Here is a 20,613-nt window from a genome sequence, read left to right as displayed (position 1 = left end):
TCGAATGAAGCCTTCTGGAAGGAAGGGGCGTAGGGGACCGAAATGGCCCCCTACGCTTCCCGGTTCAGTGATCGATGATCACCAACCCGTTACGGACGGCTCACGTCGTAGCGGGCCTTGCCCTGATCCTCGTCGAAGAGGACCTCGATTTCCTTCTCGGGCACGGTGCTCATCTCACACTTGTAGCAGGTGAACCACATCATGTAGATACCGATCACCCACCACAGCAGCTGCCAGACCCAGATGGACGGCAGGCCGAAGAACCACCAGGTATCGGGGTTGGTCGGATCGCCGAAGACCCAGTTGCCCAGCAGGGCGCCCGGACCGAAGGCGAAGATCCACCAGCCGATGACGATGGTGAAGGCGATCGGGATCAGGTGGCGCTTCTCGGCCGGCAGCGACGCATGCTCACGCAGGAAGGCGTGCACCGTCATGCGGTGATCGTAGTCTTCCTTGTTGTTCTGCGTCATTGCCGAAACGACCACGGCCACCAGGGCGTTGAGCACCAGGCCCCACCCAGCCGAGTGGATGGTCAGCGGCCAACGACCCCAGGGCACGTCGACGCCCATCGCCGCCAGCAGATCGATGCCGATGTTCTCGGTCATCAGCACGGCGATGATGCCCACGCCCAGGCCCCAGACGACACCCGGACGGGTGAGCCAGGGGAAGAAGCAGATGGCTGCCAGGGGCACCCACATCTGCGTACCCATCGCGGTGGCCAGACCGCCGAGCAGCACCAGGGCGTCGGTGGTCACCGTTGCCACGGTCAATGCTGCAAGCACCAGGATGGTGACGAAGATCCGCCCCGCCACGACCTGGGTCTGGTTGCTGGCATTCGGCATGATGTAGCGACGCAGCAGGTCACGGGTGAACATGCCACTGGTGGTGGACATGTACGCCGCACCGGTGGACTGCATGGCCGCCAGGGCACAGACCGCCAGCAGGGCCGCCAACCAGGGCGCTGCCGCCTCCAGCATATTCAGCAGCTGGGGCACCAGCTCGCTGTCACCGCCCCGATCCAGGGACAGGTCCAGCCAGGCCCGCTCGAGATCCCCCGGCAGGGCTGCCAGCCAGTCCGGATCCATGTTGCGCGGATCCTCACCAATGGACAGCGCCGCAAGACCGGCCGCAATGACCTGCTCGACCTCCTGGCGGTTCAGCTCGGGGTGCTCGGCCTGGATCATGCCGCGCTGCATGACCGCCGTGGGCACCAGCGGGCTGAGGTTCATGCCGTCCAGGGACTCACCGGCATCGAGGCGCTGGCGCACCTCGTCGACCAGGCCCTGGTGCTCCTCGGAGACCTCAAACAGCGACTGGTACTCGGCCAGCTCCTCGCCGTACTGCTCGGAGAAGATGTCCTTGGCGAACTCGGTGTTGCCGCCCAGGCCGTGGGTGGCCATTGCCTGGATCGCCAGGAACGTGAACATCAGGGCACCGACGCCCAGCGGGGACATCCAGGTCTGCTGCGGCGCGAACGGCCGCGGGTTCTGGTTGGAGAACGCCCACATGGTGAACGAGGGCGAAGCCATGATGCCGCCCAGCGCCAGCATGTAGGTGATGTTCATCACGCCGGTCCAGACGCCGCCCTGGGCACTGGCCGCGGCACCGACCCACTGGATGGCACCCGGGATGGCGACGTAGCCGCTGGCACCGGAATCACCCGGGATCATGCCCGGCGAGACCTCCCCGGCACCGCCGGTGGCCGTCTCCCACTCGACGAGGCCGGCAATCACGTGCGTGAAGTTGTTCCAGCCGCCGATGTAGTAGAGCGCCACGATGCCGATGACGAAGATACCGACTATGAGCAGCACGGCCTGCGCCGCATCCACGTACGCCACGGCACGCAGACCGCCCGAGGCCACGTAGAAGAGCACCACCGCGGACAGCAACCACATGCCGATCTCGACGCCCATCCATCCGTCGGTGAGCACGTGGAACAGGAAGCCCGAAGCGCGCAGCTGGATCCCCAGGTACGGCACCGCGAAGATCAGCGCCACGATGAGGATCAGGATGCGGATCGAGTCCGTCCGGAAGTAGTCCGCGAACATCTCGCCCGGCGTGACGTAGCCCCAGCGCTTGCCGATCATCCATTGGCGCTTGAGGAACAGCATGCCGGTGAACGGGATGCAGATGGAGTAGAACGAGGCGTAGGCGTACTGCAGGCCGTCCTCATAGATCAGGCCCGGGTGGCCCACGAACGTCCACCCCGAGAAGGACGTGGCCGTCGCCGCCAGTATGAAGACCCACATACTGACGGAACGCCCGGCCACGAAGTAGTCGCTGGCTGTGCGCGACCAGAGGTATCCCTTGATACCCCAGAAGATGCAGTAGCCCCAGTACAGGCCTACAAACACCAACAGCCATATGGCCATAGCTGACATTACGCGTCTCCCCCTCACATTTCTGGAGTTATGAGGTGTTGCACCCCCCACAGGGGGCGGCAGGCACCTAGCGAAAAACGTGCCACCCTTGCGTGGCCCGCTAACCGGCTGATGTATCTAGGTTCCGGCCCCGGCCTCCCTGCGGGGGCGTTACCCGAGGTAACAGGCCACGTTCCCGCGGGTAACACCGGTGGGTAACACCCGCACAGTGGTTTGTCTCCGCGGCCGGGCTTGGGCATGATCAAAGCGAGCAGACACCCGCACAGGAGAAGCGCTAATGGCCACCGGAGCGAACAGCCCCGGGGAACCGCACGTATCCGCCGACACGCTGGATATCCGCCGCCTGGCCGAGAACGAGGTCTTCCGCAACCTCGACGACGGGGTCCTGCGTGCCCTACTCGGCCGGGGCAGCGTCCACCACCTGGACAGTGGCGAGGTGCTCTTCCACCTCGGCGACCCGGACCGGGATACGCTCTTTATCCTCTACGAGGGGCGCGTGGAACTGCGCGACGCGCACAACGTGGTCACCGTGCGCGAGCCGGTGACCCTGCTCGGGCTGTCAAGCTACTTCGACGACGAGCCCTACACCCTCACCGCCCTCGCCACCCGGCCGACGCTGGTCGTCGGCGTCCCCTTCGAGGACGTGCGCACCCTCGAACGCGAGCACCCGGCGCTGGCCGACACCCTAAGCCGCATCATCGCCGACCGGATCCGCGCCAACTCCTGGCAGCACCGCGGCAGCCCCACTGGCGCCCTGTCGCAGCCGGCCCGCACCGCCATGTCCACGCCGCTGACCTACCAGCAGCCGGACTGCAGCCTCGCCGAGGCGTTCCGCTTCATGGACGAGCGCCAGATCGGCAGCATCGGCGTGCTCGACGAGGCTGGTGGACTGGTGGGCCTGGCCACGCTGCGCACCATCGGCCGGGCCATCTTCACCCGCGGACTCAGCCCGGACGCCTCCATCGTCGAGGCCGCCGAGCGGATCACCGCCATCGGTCCGGAAACGCCCCTGTCCGAGGCCAAGGACATCCAGGCGCGGGAGAACGTCAAGTACCTGGTGGTCATGGACGGCACGCGCCCGGTGGGCATGCTCTCGCAGTCGAACATGCTGCAGGCGATCATGGCGCAGCAGACGGTCATGCGCGAGCGCACCAACCGAGCCACCAGCATGGCGGAGCTGCGCCAACTGGCCGGCGAGGTGGGCTACGTCGCCCGCGAGGCCTGGAACAACAACCGCGAGGCGAGCCGCGCCACCTACCTGCTCAGCGAGTTCCACCTGCAGCTCCAGCGCCGCTGCATCGACCTCGTCCTCGACGAGCTCCACGGCGAGGGATGGGGCGAGGCCCCGCGCCCCTACGCCCTGCTCGTGCTCGGCTCGCTGGCCCGCCGCGAGGCACTGATCAACCCGGATCAGGACAACGCCATGATCATCGGGGACTACCCCCGCGGCAGCAGCGAGCCCCGCCCCCTGGACGAGACCGAGGCGGAGTGGTTCGCCAACTTCGCCGAGCGGGTCAACGTCCGCCTCGACGAGCTCGGCTACGAGTGGTGCAAGGGCGATATCATGGCCCGCAACCCGGAGTACCGCCACGCGCTGGAGCGTTGGCGGCAGCAGTTGCGCTACATCGCCCGGCACCCGAACAGCACCTCGGCCCGGTGGAGCAACATCTTTCTGGATTTCGAACTCCTCTACGGTGAGCAGGGGCTGGTCACCGAGCTCTGGGATTTCGTCCTCGCCACCCTGCAGGAGCAGCCCAAACTGCTGCGCTTCATGACCGGCGACGACGCCGAGGGGCAGCCGGCCGTGGGGCTGTTCAACCGCCTGATCCGCTCGCGCCGCTCCGACAATGGTCACGGCTGCGTCGATATCAAGCGCAAGGGCCTGCGCATCATCGCCAACGGCGCGCGCATCTACGCACTCTCCGCCAACGTGCGGGAGACCAACACCGTCGCCCGGCTCAAGGGCCTGCGCCGCGAGGGTGTGCTCACCAGCGAGATGGTCGACTCGGTCCTGACCGCCCACGAGGAACTGCTCGACCTGCTGCTGACCCACCAGATCGAGCAGTATCAGGCGGGGCAGATTCCGGACAAGTACATCGACCCCGAGGAGCTGGACGACCTGACCCGGCAGTCCCTGGCGACGAGCATGAAAGCGGTCAAGCGCTTCCAGGACCGCGTACAAGGCGTCTTCGGCCTTTAGAATAGGGCGCTCGCCGGGGGGGGCAGCACGCCCCCGGCGATAGCGACCCGGCACGATAACCGAGAGGAGGCGGCCACGAAGATGAGCCAAGAGATCCTGATCGTGGACGATGAGGACAACATCGTCTTGTCCCTGGAGTTCCTGATGAAGCAGGCCGGTTTCGAGGTACGCACCGCCCAGGACGGCGAGCAGGCCCTCGAGGCCCTCGAGGCGCGCATCCCGGACCTGGTGCTGCTCGACGTAATGATGCCCCGCAAGGACGGCTACGAGGTCTGTCAGGAGATTCGCCAGCGCGCCGAGTGGGCGCACCTGCCGGTGGTCATGCTCACCGCCAAGGGCCGTGACGTGGAGCGCGAGAAGGGGCTGGCCATGGGCGCGGACGACTACATCACCAAGCCGTTCTCGACCCAGGAAGTGGTGGAGACGGTCCAGCACATCCTGGCCAACGGGGCGCAGTGATGGCCAGCGCCATGGCTCGCCGCCGGCTGAAGTTCTGGGCACCGGCACTGTTCCTGCTCCTGCTGATCGCCGCTGCGCTGGCCACCGTCGGTTACTTGACCCTGGGCCACGTCCCCGAGGGCCCGGAGCGCGCCAATGCGCTGCTCGCCTTCGCAGGGGCCGGCGCCGTGCTCGCCGGCGCCACCGTCGCCATCTGGATCCTCCTCGATGCGGCCGTCATCCGCCCGCTGGGCGCACTGGCCCGTGGCGCGTCGATCATGGCCCGCTCCAACCCGGCCCACGAACTGGAAATCCCGAGCATGCACCTGCTCGGCGAGCTGCCCGAGAGCCTGCAGACCCTGGGCAGCAACCTCTACGAGAGCCGCCGCGAGGTGGCCAAGGCGCTCGGCTCCGGGGCCCAGGGGGCGGAGAACCAGAAGACCCGGCTGGAGATCGTCCTGCGCGAGATCCAGCAGGGGGTGATCGTCTGCGACACCGAGGGGCGAATCCTGCTCTACAACCCGGCCGCCGGGGAGATCCTGCGCAGCGACGCCCTGGGCCTCGGGCGCTCGATCTACGACGTGCTGGCCCGCTCGGCGGTGGACCACACCCTGGAGATGCTCCAGCACCGGCTGGCCGTCGCCGACGACCACACGGTGGCCGAGAACCGCGCGGAGTTCGTCTGCGCGACGGTGGACGACGGTGCCCTGCTGCACTGCCGGATGAGCCTGCTGCCCTCCTCCAGCCCGCTGCGCTCCGGTTTCGTGCTCACCCTCGAGGACATCACCCGCAAGATCGAGGGGGTGGCCCGACGCGACCACGCCCTGCGCAGCGCCGTCGAATCGCTGCGCGCACCGCTGGCGAACCTGCGCGCCGCCGCCGAGAGTCTCGGGCAGGGCGACGAGGCCATGGCCCGCGAGCAGCGGCAGTCCTTCGAGGCCATGATGGTCCACGAGAGCCGCGAGCTCAGCCGGCGCTTCGAGCGCATGGCCCGGGAGACCCACCGCCTGGTCTCGGCCCCGTGGACCATGGCGGACATCAGCAGCGCCGATCTCTTTGCCAGCGTGATCCGCCGCCACCCGGAGGGCCTGCCCCAGGTGGAGGTGGTCGGCATTCCGCTCTGGATGCACGCGGAAAGCCACTCCATCGGCCTGGTGCTGGAGCATCTGCTGCGCCACCTGCGCGGTGATCTCGGGATCACCGAGGTCCGCGCCGAGCCGCTGATGGGGGATCAGCGGGTCTACCTGGACCTCTCCTGGCAAGGGGCACCGGTCCCGCCCGAGCGGCTTGAGGCGTGGCTCGATGAGGAGCTGCCCGAGGCCACCGGGCAGCTGACCCCGCGCGGGGTGCTCGAGCGCCACGACAGCATCGCCTGGAGCCAGACCCAGCCCCGCTGCGAGGGCCGCGCCGTGTTGCGCATCCCGGTGCCGCTGTCGCGGCGCCAGTGGGAGCAACCGGGCGAGCGGCTGCCGCCGCGGCCGGAGTTCTACGACTTCTCGCTGGCCGACCAGGCCGCCGACCAGGGCGAGCTGCTCGACCGTCCTCTGGCCCAGCTCTCCTTCGTGATCTTCGACACCGAGACCACGGGCCTGGCCCCTTCGGAGGGCGACGAGATCATCTCCATCGCCGGGGTGCGCATGGTCAACGGCCGCATCCTCGAGGGCGAATGCTTCGAGCAGCTAGTCAACCCGGGCCGGCCCATCCCCAAGGCGTCGATCAAGTTCCACGGCATCCGCGACGAGATGGTCGCCGACAAGCCGGGGATCACCACGGTCCTGCCGCAGTTCAGCTCCTTTGTCGGCGAGTCGGTGCTGGTCGCCCACAATGCGGCCTTCGACATGAAGTTCATCCGCCTCAAGGAAGAGCAGTGCGGGCTGCGCTTCGAGAACCCGGTGCTCGACACCCTGCTGCTGTCGGTCTTCCTGCACGACCACACCCCGGAGCACACCCTGGAGGCCATCGCCAACCGGCTGGGGGTGGAGATCAGTGGGCGGCACACCGCGCTGGGCGACACCCTGGTCACCGGGGAGATCTTCGCGCAGATGCTGCCGCTGCTTGAGGAGCGGGGCGTGACCACCCTGCGCGAGGCGATCAACGCCTCCGAGCAGATGGTCGAGGTCCGCAAGCAACAGGCGCAGTTCTAAGATGACGGGACGGCGCAGTGAACGACTCATCGCCCTGGCCCTGCTCGGGGCTGCCCTGTTCAATTACCCGGTGCTCTCGCTGTTCGCGGTCGACGGCAAGGTGCTGGGCGTGCCGATCCTCTTCGCCTATCTGTTCATCGTCTGGGCCGGGCTGATCTTCGGCCTGGCCCGGCTCAACCGGGCAGCCGCGCGGGGCTAGCGGGATGCTGCCGGCCTGGACCATCCTGCTGGTCTCGGCCCTTTACGTCGGGCTGCTGTTCGCCGTCGCCTACACGGCGGACAAGCTCGGCGACCGGGGGCTGTCACTGGTCAACAACCCCTATGTCTACACCCTGTCCATCGCCGTCTACTGCACGGCGTGGACCTTCTACGGCAGCGTCGGGCTGGCCGCCGAACAGGGGCTGGCCTTTCTGACCATCTACCTCGGCCCCACGCTGATGGCCATCGTCTGGTGGGTGGTGCTGCGCAAGATCGTGCGCATCAGCAAGCTCTACCGGCTGACCTCCATCGCCGATTTCATCGCCGCCCGCTACGGCAAGAGCATGCTCCTCGGCGGCCTGGCGGCGTTCATCGCCCTGGTGGGCACCACCCCGTACATCGCCCTGCAGCTGCAGGCCGTCTCCTCGAGCTTCGACGTGCTGCTCCACTTCCCGGACATGGAGGCGGTGGAGGCCGGCAGCGCCGGCATCCTCGACGACAAGGCGCTCTACGTGGCGGTGCTCCTGGCGCTGTTCACCATACTCTTCGGCACCCGGCACATCGACGCCACCGAACGGCTCGAGGGCATGGTGGTGGCCGTCGCCTTCGAGTCGGTGGTCAAGCTCATCGCCTTTCTCGCCATCGGCGTCTTCGTAACCTTCGTGCTCTTCTCCGGCCCGCTGGAGCTCTTCCGCGAGGCGGCGGCGACCCCGAAGATCCAGGAGCTCGGCCTGCTCACCGAGCTGCCCGGCGGCTACCAGAGCTGGATGGCGATGCTGGCACTCTCGGCGCTGGCCATCCTCTTCCTGCCGCGGCAGTGGCAGGTAAGCGTGGTGGAGAACGTCAACGAGGACCACATCCGCACGGCGTCCTGGCTGTTTCCGCTCTATCTGCTGATCATCAACCTGTTCGTCCTGCCGGTGGCCCTGGCCGGGCTGCTCTTCTTCGGCGACCGAATTCCGGCCGACGACTACGTCCTCGCCCTGCCCCTGGCCGTGGATCAGGGCCTGCTCGGGCTGCTGGTCTACATCGGCGGCTTCTCAGCGGCCACCGGCATGGTGATCGTGGCGACCATCGCCGTGGCCATCATGGTCAGCAACGACCTGGTCACCCCGGCGCTGCTGCGCCTGCGGCGCTTCCACGCCCGGGGCCAGCGCGATCTCTCGCGGCTGATCGTCACCATCCGGCGGGTGGTGATCTGCGTCATCCTGGCGCTGGGCTATGTCTATTACCTGCTCATTGCCGATACCCACGCCCTGGTCTCCATCGGGCTGATCTCCTTCGCCGCGGTGGCGCAGTTCGCGCCGGCGGTGCTGCTCGGGCTGTTCTGGAAGGGGGCGAGCCGGCGCGGGGCGCTGGCCGGGCTGGTGGCCGGGTTCCTGCTCTGGGCCTACACCCTGCTGCTGCCCTCGCTGGCCGAGGCCGGACTGCTCGGCGAGCGGCTGCTCGGCGACGGACCCTGGGGCATCGAGTGGCTGCACCCCTACGCCCTGTTCGGCCTGGAGGGCATGGACCCGATCGCCCACGCCTTCTTCTGGACGCTGCTGGTCAACCTGGGGCTGCTGCTGGGGATCTCGCTGTTCGACCGTCAGAGCGACATGGAGCGCATCCAGGCCACGCTGTTCGTGGACGTCTTCCTGCGCTCGGAGCGCGATGCCCGCTTCTGGGAGGGCACCGCCACCGTGGGCGATCTGCAGGATCTGCTCGGCCGCTTCCTCGGCCCACGCCGATCCGCCGAGGTCATCCGCGAGTACGGCGCCCACCGCGGCCGCCCCCTGGACGAGGCCGAGCAGGCCCGGCCGGAGCTGGTCAACCACGTCGAGCGCCTGCTCGCCGGCTCCATCGGCTCCGCCTCGGCGCGGGTGATGGTCTCCTCCATCGTCAAGGGCGAGGCGCTCTCCTACGAGGGGGTGATGGAGATCCTCGACGCCACCTCGCGGGCCATCGAGTACTCGCGGCGGCTGGAGGAGAAATCCCGCGCCCTGGAGAGCGCCACCGAGGAGCTGCGCTCGGCCAACGAGCGGCTCAAGGAGCTCGATCAGCTCAAGGACGAGTTCGTCTCCATGGTCAGCCACGAGCTGCGCACCCCGCTGACCTCGATCCGCGCCTTCGGCGAGATCCTGCTCAATAACCCGGAGATGGACGCCGATCAGCGCCGCGAATTCCTCGAGGTGGTGGTCCGCGAGAGCGAGCGGCTGACCCGGCTGATCAACCAGGTGCTGGACCTGTCGAAGATCGAGAGCGGCTCGGCGCAGTGGCAGCTGGAGGATGTGGACCTCTCGCGCCTGGCCCGCGAGGCCGTGGAATCGACCCAGCAGCTGTTCACCGAGCGGCAGACGCAGCTGCACGTGGAGATCGCCAGCGACGACAACGCCGTCAAGGGTGATCCGGACCGGCTGATGCAGCTGATCATCAACCTGCTCTCCAACGCCTCGAAGTTCACCGACCCCGGCGAGGGGCAGGTCTGGCTGCGCCTGGAGCCGGGCCGCGGCGACACCCTGCGCCTGTCGGTGACCGACAACGGCCCGGGCATCAGCGAGGAGGATCAGCGGCGGATCTTCGACAAGTTCCACCAGATCTCGCAGCAGCAGGCCGGCAAGCCCAAGGGCAGCGGCCTGGGGTTGACCATCTGCCGGCTGATCGCCGACGCCCACTGGGGCAAGCTGTGGGTGGAAAGCGAACCCGGCACCGGGGCCAGCTTCGTCTGCGAGCTGCCGCGCGCCGGCGGCGAGCACAGCAACGTCACCGGCTATGTGGCGTTCACCGAAAACGGACCGACCTCCGACGGAGAGACCCCCGCGTGACCGATCCGCAGCCCCCCGCCTTCCAACCGGCCTGGTGGTTGCCGGGCCGCCACGCCCAGACCGTCTTCCCGGCCCTGCTGCGCAGCCCGCCGCGGATCCCGCTGACGCCGGAGACCTTCGAGCTGCCCGACGGCGACTTCCTGGAGCTGGCCTGGGGGCCTGCGGGCCAGGGGTTGGCGATTATCGGCCATGGCCTGGGCGGCAGCAGCGACTCGGCCTACGTGCGCGGGCTGGTGGCCGAGCTGGCCCGGCGCGGTATCGGATCGGTGGTCCTGCAGTCGCGGGGGGCCGGGCGGCGGCCCAACCGCCATCGGCGCTCCTACCACGCGGCCGCCTGGGACGACCTGGAGGCGGTGGTCACCGGCCTGGCGGAGCGGCGGCCCGGACAGCCCCTGGCGGTGGTGGGCTTCTCGCTGAGCGGCTCGATGCTGCTCAACTGGCTGGCCGAGCGCGGCGATAGCCCGGTGGCGCTGGCCGTGGCCGTCTCGGTGCCATTCGAGCTGGACCGCTGCGCCGAAGCCCTGGAGCAGGGCTTCGCCCGCGTCTACCAGGCCTACCTGCTGCGCCGCCTGCGGGCGATGGCCGCGGCCAAGTTCGCCGCACGCAGCGATGCGCCGGTGCCGGTGGAGCGGATTCGGCGCATCCGCCGCCTGCGCGAGTTCGACGATCTGCTCACCGCCCCGCTGCACGGCTTTCGCGACAGCGCCGACTACTACCAGCGGGCCAGCTGCCGGCAGCGTCTCGACGCCATCCGCCAGCCCACCCGGATCCTCCACGCGGCGGACGACCCCTTCGTGCCATCGGAGACCATCCCGCAGGCCGACGAACTCGGCCCCGGGGTGTGTCTGGAACTGCAGCGCCACGGCGGGCACGTCGGCTTCGTCCACGGCACCCGGCCCGGCCGGCCCGGCTACTGGCTGGACGGGCGGATCGCCGGGCTCATCGAGGCCGCCCTGGGCAACCCGCCCGCTTCCGGCTAGACCGGCCCCGAGGTCAGAAGCGCAGCGTCCCGGTCACCCGCACGTCCCGGCCCGGCTCATCGCGGATCTGCCACTCGTCGTTCTCCTCCACCGCCAGCGAGGTGTGCTCCGCATACTGCTCATCGAAGAGGTTGTGCACCGCCAGCGCCAGGGTCAGGCGGTCGTCGGCCCACGGCTGCCACTCGGCCTGTACGTCGTGGAGGTGGTAGCCGTCGCGCTCCGGCTCGTCGCCGGGGACGTCGGTGTGATCACCCACCCAGGTGAGCGTGTAGCCCAGGGTCAGGGTCTCGTGGGCCGCCCAGCGCTGATCGAAGACCAGGCGGTCACCGCCGCCCCCACCCAGGCGCCGGATCACCCCCACCGGGTCGCCGTCGTCGTCGACGGCCTCGGCGCTGAGAAACGAGAGCCGGGCGTCGTAGGGGCCCACGCCCCAGGCGGCGCGCAGTTCGTAGCCACGCAGGCGGACCGGGTCGCGCTCAATGATCCCGTCGATATAGTCATGACCTGCTGATTCCCCGGGGTACCCGCTATCCGTGCGAGTCAGACTGTTCTTGATGCGCGTCTCGAAGAGCGTCGCCTCGAAGTCGAAGCGGTCGCGGGCCGTGATCCAATCCCGCCCCTGGTAGCGCAGCCCCCCCTCCGTGCGGCGCGACTCCTCGGCCTCGAACGGCTCGCCGTCGTTGAGGTTGGTCTCCTCATCGTCGATGAACTGCAGCCAGCCGATGGGCAGGACGCCGGCGCCGCTGACCGCCTCGCCGTAGCCGGCAAACGCACTCCAGCCGGCGCTCATCTCCAGCTCCGCGCTAAGGTTGGGCGAGACGGCGTCGCCGTCCAGATCCTGCTCCACCAGGTCCGTGTTGTAGTCGTCGAAGCGCAGCCCCGCCGAGAGGCGCAGCCGCTCCCAACGCATCCGGTTCTGCAGGAAGGCGCCGAAGTTGCGCGAGCGGTGGCTGAGCCGCGGGCCGTCGGTCTGGCCGATGCGCCCGTCCTCGGTGTAGTAATCGAAGCCGGCGGTGAGCCGGTGACGGGTCGGCCCGGCGTCCAGGGTGAAGGTGTTGCGCACGTCGCCACCGTGCTCCACGGCCCGGGTGGCGGTGCCCTCATCCTGGCGCTCGAGGCGGTTGTCGTTGCGGTAGACCCGGGCCTGCCAGTCCACGTGGGGGTCGGCCGGTTGGTAGCGGTGCTCGGCGGTCCAGGTCTCGCGCCGCTGCTCCTGGCCCACCGGATCCTGCCGGGTGGTCTCGCGCGGGTCGCCGAAGTCACTGCCCCAGGAGCCGTAGTGGTGGTCCCCCTCGAAGGTGTTGCGCTGCACGCCGAAGCGCAGCTGGTGCCCGCTGGCCGGAACCCGGCTGATGCGGGCCAGGTAGTCGCGGTCGCGGCCGCCGGAGTACGGCATGCTCCCGCCGCCGCCAACGCGATAGTCGTCCCGGTTGACCGCGCCGATGTGGGCCAGGGCGCCCCAGTCGCCACCCAGCCGGCCGAAGGCGGTGGCCGAGCCGCGCTCGGCCTCGTCGGCGCTGGCGTAGCCGGCGCGCAGGCGGGCCCCGATCTCCTCGTCGGGGTCGAGCAGGTCCTGGGCATCCACGGTCTCAAAGCGAACCGACCCCCCCAGGGCACCGGGGCCCTGGTCCGCCGCCGGACGCGGGTCGAGATCGGCCGACCGCAGCAGATCCGGGTCGAGGCCGGTCAGGCCACCGCGGTGCTGGTGAAGATTGCGCCCCTGGCGGGCGCCATCGACGCTGACGTTGAGGTTGCTCGACTCGACACCGCGCAGGTAGAGGCGCTGGGCGTTGCGGCTGCCACCGCCGACCCCGGCCGAGGCCTCGCCGCGGAAGATCTCGGCGCTGCTGGAGGCCTGGCGCCGCTGCAGCGCTTCGCTGTCCACGCCGCGCCCCAGGGGATCGCCACCGGCCTCGATGCGCACCGGTGACAGATCGGTGGAGGAAGCGATCGGTGGGTCGTTGTCCGCAGCGTAGGCCGGGACCGACACGGCCGTGGCCAGAAGGGCACCGAGCAGGCGCCCGGGTTTTCGATCGTTCGGATACATGTTCATCAGCGCTCCTCGTCTTGCGACGGGCGCTGGCGACTGGTTCTGGGGGAGCGGCGACGGCTGCAGCGCCGCCGCCGGACAGGTAGGATCACCGGCACACTCACCCCCAGGCGCGCCGCCCGCACGCCGTATCGTGGGTTGCTGTGGGCCGGTCTCCGGGCTCGTGGGGGACGCTGGATGCGTCGTTGCGGATCGCCTTCCCACGGAGACCGCCTTGCGACGGCTACTCCGCAGTGGCCGGGTGATCCGCACACCCACCTACCGTTGCGGGGGCAGCGCCGGCTTCACTGCTGGGTGCAGCTGGACCGGACTTCCCGTTTAACCCCCGGGCGCGGATCGCACCCCGGGGCACCCACATCGAAGGGCAGGAGTCTATCCGGCCCCGCGGCCACGGGGCAAACGAGAGCATCGGGCGCTTGGTCGCAGGCCCCAAAAACCGCCGCAGCGGGGCGCGGCGGCGTGCGCGCGAGGGGCCCGCCTAGCCGGAGCGGCGCCCCGGCACGCCGAGCGCCTCCAGCCAGGCGGGTTCCAGGGCCTGCTCCAGGGTGTCGGCAAGGCGATCCAGCTCCGCCTCGATGCGCGCCTGCTCATCGCCCCCCTCGCCCTCCAGGGCGAACCACTCCACCAGCAGGGCGCGGCGGAACGGCCCGCTGTCGAAGAGCCGGTGGAGGTAGCTACCGAGCACGCGGCCGTCGTCGGAGCGTGCCACGAAGGGGAAGAGGCCCTGCTGGGCACCGGTGACGCCGTGGTGGATCTCGTAGCCGGTGACGGCCACCGGCGCCGGCCACTCGGCGTGGCCGTGCACCTCGGCCAGCTGCTTGGTCGCCGCCAGGCGGGTGCGCACCGGCAGCAGGCCCAAGCCCGGGGCGCTGCCACCGCCCTCGACGCCCTCCGGGTCCTCGATGTGCTCGCCGAGCATCTGCAGCCCGCCACACAGCCCGACCACCCGGCCTCCATACCGACAGTGGCGCAGCAGCGCCTCGGCCACGCCGGATTCACGCAGCCAGGCCAGATCCGAGAAGACATGCTTGGAGCCGGGCAGGACGATCAGATCCGCCCCGTCGAGATCCCGCGGCTGCCGGGCGAAGCGGACGTGGACCCCGGACTCCGCATCCAGGGCATCGAGGTCGTCGTGGTTGCTCATCCGCGGATAGGCCACCGCCACCACCTGCAGGGCGCCGCCGGAGCCGCGCGGCCCGGCCATCCGGTAGGGGGCGTCCTCCTCGGGCAGGTGCAGATCGGGCACCGCCGGGACCACGCCGATCACCGGCACGCCGCCGCGCTCGGCGAGCTGCGCCGGCGCCTCGCCGAGCAGCTCGGGGCTGCCGCGGAAGCGGTTGATAATCAGTGCCTCGACCCGGCGCCGGTCGGCGGCGTCAAGCCACTCCAGGGTGCCGAGCAGGGAGGCGAAGACGCCGCCGCGGTCGATATCGCCCACCAGCCAGACCGGGACGTCGGCAACCTCGGCGAAGCCCATGTTGGCGATATCCCCCTGGCGGAGATTGGGCTCTGCCGGCGAGCCGGCCCCCTCGACCAGCACCACGTCGTAGGCGGCACGCAGGCGCTCGAAGGACTCGAGCACCGGCGGCAGCAGCGGCTGGCGGGCCTCGCGGAAGGCGCGCGCCTCGAGCCGCCCGGTGACCTGGCCCTGGAGCACCACCTGGGCGGTGCGCTCGGCCTCGGGCTTGAGCAGCACCGGGTTCATGTCGGTGTGCGCCGGCACCCCGGCGGCCAGGGCCTGGAGCCACTGGCCGCGGCCGATCTCGCCGCCGTCGCGGGTGACCGCCGCGTTGTTGCTCATGTTCTGCGGCTTGAACGGCGCCACGCGGACCCCGTGGCGGGCGAGCAGGCGGCAGAGACCGGCGACCAGCGCCGTCTTGCCGGCGCCGGAGCAGGTGCCCTGGAGCATGAGGGTGCGGGCGCTCACCACTCGATCCCCGGCTGGGCGCGCACCCCGGCCTCGAAGGCGTGCCGCACGGCGCCTACCTCGCTGACCGTATCCGCGGCGTCGATCAGCGGCTGCGGCGCGTGACGGCCGGTGACCACCACGTGCTGTTCGTAGGGCCGCCGGGACAGATCATCCAGGACCTCGCCCAGTTCCAGGTACTCGTAGCGCAGGACGATGCACAGCTCATCGAGCACCACCAGCGACGGCCCCTCCTCACACAGCCAGCCCCGGGCGGCGCGCCAGGCCTCGCGGGCAGCCGCCACATCCCGCTCGCGGTCGGCGGTCTCCCAGGTGAAGCCCTCGCCCATCACCTGCCAGTCGACCCCAGGCTGGTCGCGGAAGAAGGCCTCCTCGCCGGTGGCCCGGCCGCCCTTGATGAACTGCATCACCCCGGCACTGCGGCCGTGGCCCAGGGTCCGTGCCACCATGCCCAGCGCCGAGGAACTCTTGCCCTTGCCCGGGCCGGTGAGCACCAGCAGCACGCCGCGATCCTGCTGCGCGCGCGACCGGCGCTCCTCCATGACCGCCCTCTTGCGCTCCATGCGCGCCGCGTGCCGCTGCGGATCCTTCGCGTCTTCACGCATCGCTTCGCACACCTCGTTGTTCGGGAGAAATCGCTCCTGGGGGGAGCGGCGACGGGTAGCCTACCGACTCAGGAGCCCGGCGACGACCTCGGGCGCCGAGGGAAAATACGCGTGGAAGTAGGTCGCCGTCAGGCTGCCGACCCGGTAGACACCCTCGGCCGGGCTGCCGCTGCGCCGCACAGTGCGCTCCGTGGGCTCCAGGGCCGTCTCCAGCCGAGAGTGGTGGAAGGTGTGGCCGCGCAGCTCGCCCTCCGGGCGGGACAGGCTCTGCAGGCCGATGCCCGTCAGCCGCCCGGCCATCTCGGCACGCCCCGCCAGGAGGCCGAGCATCGGGTGCTCGACGCCGTCGCCATCGACCAGCGACTCGGCGCAGTACATCAGACCGCCGCACTCGGCGAGGATCGGCCGGCCCGCCGCGTGGTGCTCGCCGATGGCGGCCCGCATCCCGTCGTTGGCGGCCAGGGTGGCGGCGTGCAGTTCCGGGTAGCCACCGGGCAGCCAGAGGGCATCGCAGGGGGGCAGCGTCGCATCGCGAAGCGGCGAGAAGGGCACCACCTCGGCCCCCATCGCCTCCAGCAACTCGAGGTTGGCCCGGTAGGTAAAGGCAAAGGCGGCATCCCGGGCCACCGCGATCCGCTGCCCATGCAGCCGCCGGGGCGGAGCCGGCGGCGCCTCGCCGTGCAGGGCCACCGGGGGCGGCAGGCGGTCCAGGCCGGCCTCGGCGAGCACCGCTGCGGCCGCATCCAGGCGTGCATCCAGGTCGGCCACCTCGCCGGCCTGCACCAGTCCCAGGTGGCGATCGGGTACATGCAGGGCCTCGTCGCGGGGCACGGCCCCGAGCCATTCCACCCCCTCGGGCAAGCTGCCTGCGAGCATGCGCGCATGCCCCGGACTCCCCACCCGGTTGGCGATCGCCCCGATCACCCGCACGTCATCGCGGTGGCGGGCCAGCCCGCCGACCAGGGCCCCGAAGGTCTCGGCCATGGCCCGGGCGTCGATCACCACCGCCACCGGCAGGCCGGCCAAGGCGGCGAGATCGGCACTGGAGGGGTCGCCATCGAAGAGCCCCATGGAGCCCTCGACGAGGACCAGGTCGGCCCCGCCGGCGGCCTCGGCCAGGCGCCAGCGGCACTCGGCCTCGCCGGTCATCCACGGGTGGAGCTGGTAGACCGGCGCCCCGCTGGCCCGCTCCTGGACCATCGGATCCAGGTAATCCGGGCCGTGCTTGAACACCCGCACCCGGCGCCCGGCATTACGGTGCAGCCGGGCGAGCGCCGCGGTGATCATCGACTTGCCCTGGCCGGAGCCCGGGGCGGCGATCAGCAGCGCGGGGACCGTCATTGCCCGGAATCCTAGCGCAGGATGAGCAGCGGCGTGCTTGAGCGCATGATCATGTGGGTGGTCGTGCTGCCGACAAAGAACCGGCGCAACCGCGAGTGGCCGTAGGCGCCCATGGCCATCAGGTGGATATCCTGCTCCTTGCGGTAGTTGCACACCGTATCGTCGATTCCCCCGGGGCGGACCTCGGCGTGGACCGTGAGACCGGCCGCCTCCAGCTGCTGACGCGGGGCGAGCAACCGCTCGCGGTTGACTGCGGTGTCGGCGTCCACAAGCAGCAGGTGCGCCTCGAGCCCCTGGAGCAGCGGGCTCTCGGTGATGCGATCGACCACCCTCTGGGCCGCCGGGCTGCCGTCGTAGGCGATCAGGAAGCGTTCCGGCTCGCGGAAGGCCAGCGGAGCCACCAGGATCGGCTTCTGCACCCGGCGGATGGTGCTCTCCAGGTGGCTGCCGATATGCTGCTCGACGGCATCGCCGTCCTCGCCCTGCTTGCCGAGCACCAGCAGGCGCATCTCCTCCTGCGCCTTGTCCAGCACATCGGTGACCTCGCCGTTGCGCAGCAGCCGCCCGGGATTCTCGATGCCCTGTTCGCGGGCGCGGCTCATGGCGTCCTCGAGGATGGCGCGCGCCTGCTCGCGTGCGAGCCTACCCCGTTGCTCCTCAAGCTGCACCATCTCGTCGAGGAGATTCTCCCGCACCCCGAAGGTCAGATTGCCGCTGAGATCCGCCTCGCGCTCACCGTGCGGGTTGCGATAGGCGTGCAGGAACGTCAACGGCGCCTGCAGGCGCCGTGCGGCCCAGACCGCGTGATCGCAGACAGAGGGCGACGAGCGGGATCCGTCGACGCTGGCGATGATTTTGCTCATGGTCGTTGACTCCTTGCCCGGCTCAGTGACCCATCAACCGCTCGACGGCATCCGGCTCGTTGTGGACCGCGTAGCGATCGACGATGGTCGCCGTCGCCTCGTTCATGCCGACCACGTCCACCGCGACGCCTTCGCGGCGGAAGTTTATGACGACCCGATCCAGTGCGGCCACCGACGTGATGTCCCAGAAGTGGGCCCGGGTTAGATCGATGGTGACGGTGTCCAGGTCCTCATCGAAATCGAAGGACTTGCGGAAACGCTCCGCCGAGGCGAAAAAGACCTGCCCGACCACCTCGTAGCGGCGGTGCAGCGTCTGGTCGTCGGGCAGGCTCTGCACATCCGAGCGCACGTACATGAAGCGGCTGACCTTGTTGGCGAAGAACAGCGCCGCGAGCAGGACGCCGGTGAGCACGCCGATGGCCAGGTTGTGCGTGAACACCGTCACGGCCACGGTGCTGATCATGACAATGTTGGTGCTCATCGGGTGCTTGGGCAGATCCCGGATCGAGGCCCAGCTGAAGGTCCCGATGGAGACCATGATCATCACCGCCACCAGCGCCGCCATCGGGATCATCTCCAGCAGCGGGGTCAGGAAGACCACGAGGATCAGTAGCACCAGGCCGGCGACCAGCGACGACAGCCGCCCCCGCCCGCCGGATTTCACATTGATCACGGACTGGCCGATCATCGCACAGCCGGCCATGCCCCCCAGGCTGCCCGCGGCGATGTTGGCGATGCCCTGCCCCTTGCACTCGCGGTCGCGGTCGGTCTCGGTATCGGTCAGATTGTCCACGATCCCCTGGGTCATCATGGACTCCAGCAGCCCCACCACGGTCAACGCCAGCGCATAGGGGAGGATGATCCAGAGCGTCTCCAGGTTCAGCGGGACATCCGGCCAGAGAAACACCGGCAGGGTGTCCGGGAGCTTGCCCATATCCCCCACGGTGGGGATGTCCATGCCGAGGAACCAGGCCAGCGTGGTGAGAACGACGATGGTCACCAGCGGGGACGGCATCATCCGGGTCACATACGGGAACAGGTACAGGATCGCCAGACCACCGATCACCATCGGGTAGACCGTCCAGGGCACGTCGATCAGCTCCGGGATCTGCGCCATAAAGATGAGGATCGCCAGGGCGTTGACGAAGCCGGTCATCACCGAGTTCGAGATGAAGCGCATCAACTGCCCGACCCGCAGGTAGCCGGCGATGATCTGCAGCAGGCCGGTCAACAGGGTCGCCGCCAGCAGGTACTCCAGCCCGTGCTCCTTGACCAGCGTGACCATCAGCAGCGCCATCGCCGCGGTGGCCGCCGAGATCATCCCCGGCCGCCCCCCGGTGAAGGCGATCACGACCGCGATGCAGAAGGAGGCGTAGAGACCGACCTGCGGGTCCACACCGGCGATGATGGAGAAGGCGATGGCCTCGGGGATCAGGGCGAGTGCCACCACGATGCCGGCGAGCACGTCGCCCCGGATGTTGCCGAACCACTCCCGCTTGAGCCTGCTCCAGTCCATTCCGCTCCCCAAGTCACCAGACCATTACGCCCCCTTTCGGACCCGCTCCGGGACCGAGGGCTCGTACGCAATAAGAAACCGCGATGGTGCGCTCACGGGCCGAGTCCGGAGCCTGGATGCCGCGAATCACCGCAGACCCGGAAGGGCCCGCCACCAAGGAGGGCGCTGTTTGTGCCAATCGCGAAAGGAGGCGGATGCTACCAGCCATGGGGGGCGAATGACAGACCAGGCCCCCGTGAAGCGCACCGCACCCTCGCCGGCGGGCACACGGATTGACGGCACATGCCCTGCGGCCGGATACTTACCGGCAATTTGCCGGCGATCCGTCCAACCGGTGGCAACACGGAGCGGGAGGCAAGCGTGAACCGCGTGATCTTTAATCAAAAAGGCGGTGTGGGCAAGTCCACCATCACCTGCAACCTGGCCGCCATCAGCGCCGCCTCCGGGTTGCGGACCCTGGTGGTCGACTCGGACCCGCAGGGCAACTCCTCGCAGTATCTGCTCGGCGCCGATGCCGACGCGTGCGAGTCCACCATCGCCGACTTCTACGCCTCGACGCTCGGCTTCCGTCTCGGCCCCCGCAAGCCGGCGGATCTCGATCAGTTCATCACCGAGACCCCGTTCGAGAACCTCTCGATCCTGCCGGCCAACCGGGAGCTGGAGGCGCTGCAGAACAAGCTGGAGGCGCGCTACAAGATCTACAAGCTCCGCGACGCCCTCTCCGCCCTGCGGCAGCCGTTCGACGCCATCTACATCGATACCCCGCCGGCGCTGAACTTCTTCAGCCGCTCGGCGCTGATCGCCGCCAGCCGCTGTCTGATCCCCTTCGACTGCGACGACTTCTCCCGCCGGGCGCTCTACGAACTGGTCGAGCACCTGGAGGAGATCCGCGAGGATCACAACGAGGCGCTGCGGGTCGAGGGCATCGTGGTCAACCAGTTCCAGCCCAACGCCAACCTGCCGCGCAGCCTGGTCGAGGAGCTGATCAACGAGGAGCTGCCCATCCTCGCCCCGCACCTCAACAGCTCCGTGAAGGTCCGAGAGTCGCACCAGAACGCCCAGCCGCTGATCCACTGGGCGCCGAAGCACAAGCTCACCGGTCAGTTCCGCGAGCTCTACGAGAACCTCAACGGGGCGCCGGTCACCTCCTGAGGTCGCCCCGGCGA

General features: G+C 69.3%; 14 protein-coding genes and 1 riboswitch. Of the genes, 7 read left to right on the top strand and 7 right to left on the bottom strand.

Going from position 1 to position 20,613, the window contains the following annotated elements; all coding sequences use genetic code 11:
- Positions 1–89: 89 nt before the first annotated feature.
- Positions 90–2,381 (bottom strand): sodium:solute symporter family transporter, encoded by a 2,292-nt coding sequence (locus LRA98_RS03065; RefSeq protein WP_238632728.1) that lies wholly within the window; start codon positions 2,379–2,381, stop codon positions 90–92.
- 277 nt (positions 2,382–2,658) lie between these two features.
- Here LRA98_RS03065 and LRA98_RS03060 point away from each other — a divergent pair, with 277 nt between their 5' ends.
- From LRA98_RS03060 to LRA98_RS03035, 6 genes are all read left to right on the top strand, one after another.
- Complete coding sequence (locus LRA98_RS03060; protein ID WP_238632730.1) at positions 2,659–4,581, top strand: putative nucleotidyltransferase substrate binding domain-containing protein; 1,923 nt, start codon at positions 2,659–2,661, stop codon at positions 4,579–4,581.
- Between the two features lie 81 nt (positions 4,582–4,662).
- Positions 4,663–5,040: a response regulator transcription factor gene (locus tag LRA98_RS03055; protein WP_201171826.1), complete on the top strand. Its 378-nt coding sequence runs from the start codon at positions 4,663–4,665 to the stop codon at positions 5,038–5,040.
- A complete protein-coding gene (locus tag LRA98_RS03050; RefSeq protein WP_238632732.1) occupies positions 5,040–7,163 on the top strand; it encodes a 3'-5' exonuclease in 2,124 nt (707 codons plus the stop codon). The genes LRA98_RS03055 and LRA98_RS03050 overlap by 1 nt, the downstream gene beginning before the upstream one ends.
- Before the next feature lies 1 nt (position 7,164).
- Positions 7,165–7,362, top strand: a complete 198-nt coding sequence (locus LRA98_RS03045; protein ID WP_238632733.1) for a hypothetical protein — start codon at positions 7,165–7,167, stop codon at positions 7,360–7,362.
- 4 nt (positions 7,363–7,366) lie between these two features.
- Positions 7,367–10,165, top strand: coding sequence for a sensor histidine kinase (locus tag LRA98_RS03040; RefSeq protein WP_238632734.1), 2,799 nt, complete (start codon positions 7,367–7,369; stop codon positions 10,163–10,165).
- Positions 10,162–11,145: a hydrolase gene (locus tag LRA98_RS03035; protein ID WP_238632735.1), complete on the top strand. Its 984-nt coding sequence runs from the start codon at positions 10,162–10,164 to the stop codon at positions 11,143–11,145. Before LRA98_RS03040 ends, LRA98_RS03035 begins: the two co-directional genes overlap by 4 nt.
- 13 nt (positions 11,146–11,158) lie before the next feature.
- Here the strand turns inward: LRA98_RS03035 and LRA98_RS03030 are convergent, their stop codons facing one another.
- The 6 genes from LRA98_RS03030 to LRA98_RS03005 form a co-directional block, all read right to left on the bottom strand.
- Positions 11,159–13,198, bottom strand: a complete 2,040-nt coding sequence (locus LRA98_RS03030) for a TonB-dependent receptor plug domain-containing protein (protein WP_238632736.1) — start codon at positions 13,196–13,198, stop codon at positions 11,159–11,161.
- Between the two features lie 126 nt (positions 13,199–13,324).
- Positions 13,325–13,566, bottom strand: a riboswitch (cobalamin riboswitch).
- Between the two features lie 107 nt (positions 13,567–13,673).
- The gene (locus LRA98_RS03025; protein ID WP_338018540.1) at positions 13,674–15,122 is read right to left on the bottom strand and encodes a cobyric acid synthase; all 1,449 of its coding nucleotides are present in this window, start codon (positions 15,120–15,122) and stop codon (positions 13,674–13,676) included.
- The gene (gene cobO, locus LRA98_RS03020) at positions 15,119–15,727 is read right to left on the bottom strand and encodes a cob(I)yrinic acid a,c-diamide adenosyltransferase (protein ID WP_201171838.1); all 609 of its coding nucleotides are present in this window, start codon (positions 15,725–15,727) and stop codon (positions 15,119–15,121) included. The genes LRA98_RS03025 and cobO overlap by 4 nt, the downstream gene beginning before the upstream one ends.
- Before the next feature lie 60 nt (positions 15,728–15,787).
- Positions 15,788–17,068 carry a cobyrinate a,c-diamide synthase gene (locus LRA98_RS03015; RefSeq protein ID WP_238632737.1) on the bottom strand — a complete coding sequence of 427 codons (1,281 nt, stop codon included), beginning with the start codon at positions 17,066–17,068 and terminating at the stop codon, positions 15,788–15,790.
- A gap of 11 nt (positions 17,069–17,079) precedes the next feature.
- Entirely contained in the window at positions 17,080–17,931 is an 852-nt protein-coding gene (locus tag LRA98_RS03010) for a universal stress protein (RefSeq protein ID WP_238632739.1), read from the bottom strand.
- 22 nt (positions 17,932–17,953) lie between these two features.
- Positions 17,954–19,447, bottom strand: coding sequence for a SulP family inorganic anion transporter (locus LRA98_RS03005; RefSeq protein WP_238632741.1), 1,494 nt, complete (start codon positions 19,445–19,447; stop codon positions 17,954–17,956).
- A 360-nt stretch (positions 19,448–19,807) separates the two neighbouring features.
- On the opposite strand from LRA98_RS03005, the gene LRA98_RS03000 reads away from it, so the two are divergent.
- Positions 19,808–20,599: a ParA family protein gene (locus tag LRA98_RS03000; RefSeq protein ID WP_238632743.1), complete on the top strand. Its 792-nt coding sequence runs from the start codon at positions 19,808–19,810 to the stop codon at positions 20,597–20,599.
- Positions 20,600–20,613 lie beyond the last annotated feature (14 nt).

It is taken from the genome of Halorhodospira sp. M38 (genome assembly GCF_022227985.1).
In the GTDB taxonomy this organism is placed as follows: Bacteria; Pseudomonadota; Gammaproteobacteria; order Nitrococcales; family Halorhodospiraceae; genus Halorhodospira; species Halorhodospira halophila_A.
The sequence above is the reverse complement of the archived record's forward strand: the minus strand, read 5'-3'. Positions and strand labels throughout refer to the sequence as shown.

Coding starts and splice junctions, on each gene's coding strand:
- LRA98_RS03060 (WP_238632730.1), top strand. CDS start 2,659: ATGGCCACCGGAGCGAACAGCCCCGGGGAACCGCACGTATCCGCCGAC.
- LRA98_RS03045 (WP_238632733.1), top strand. CDS start 7,165: ATGACGGGACGGCGCAGTGAACGACTCATCGCCCTGGCCCTGCTCGGG.
- LRA98_RS03030 (WP_238632736.1), bottom strand. CDS start 13,198: ATGAACATGTATCCGAACGATCGAAAACCCGGGCGCCTGCTCGGTGCC.
- LRA98_RS03015 (WP_238632737.1), bottom strand. CDS start 17,068: ATGACGGTCCCCGCGCTGCTGATCGCCGCCCCGGGCTCCGGCCAGGGC.
- LRA98_RS03055 (WP_201171826.1), top strand. CDS start 4,663: ATGAGCCAAGAGATCCTGATCGTGGACGATGAGGACAACATCGTCTTG.
- LRA98_RS03005 (WP_238632741.1), bottom strand. CDS start 19,447: ATGGACTGGAGCAGGCTCAAGCGGGAGTGGTTCGGCAACATCCGGGGC.
- cobO (WP_201171838.1), bottom strand. CDS start 15,727: ATGCGTGAAGACGCGAAGGATCCGCAGCGGCACGCGGCGCGCATGGAG.
- LRA98_RS03040 (WP_238632734.1), top strand. CDS start 7,367: ATGCTGCCGGCCTGGACCATCCTGCTGGTCTCGGCCCTTTACGTCGGG.
- LRA98_RS03065 (WP_238632728.1), bottom strand. CDS start 2,381: ATGTCAGCTATGGCCATATGGCTGTTGGTGTTTGTAGGCCTGTACTGG.
- LRA98_RS03050 (WP_238632732.1), top strand. CDS start 5,040: ATGGCCAGCGCCATGGCTCGCCGCCGGCTGAAGTTCTGGGCACCGGCA.
- LRA98_RS03010 (WP_238632739.1), bottom strand. CDS start 17,931: ATGAGCAAAATCATCGCCAGCGTCGACGGATCCCGCTCGTCGCCCTCT.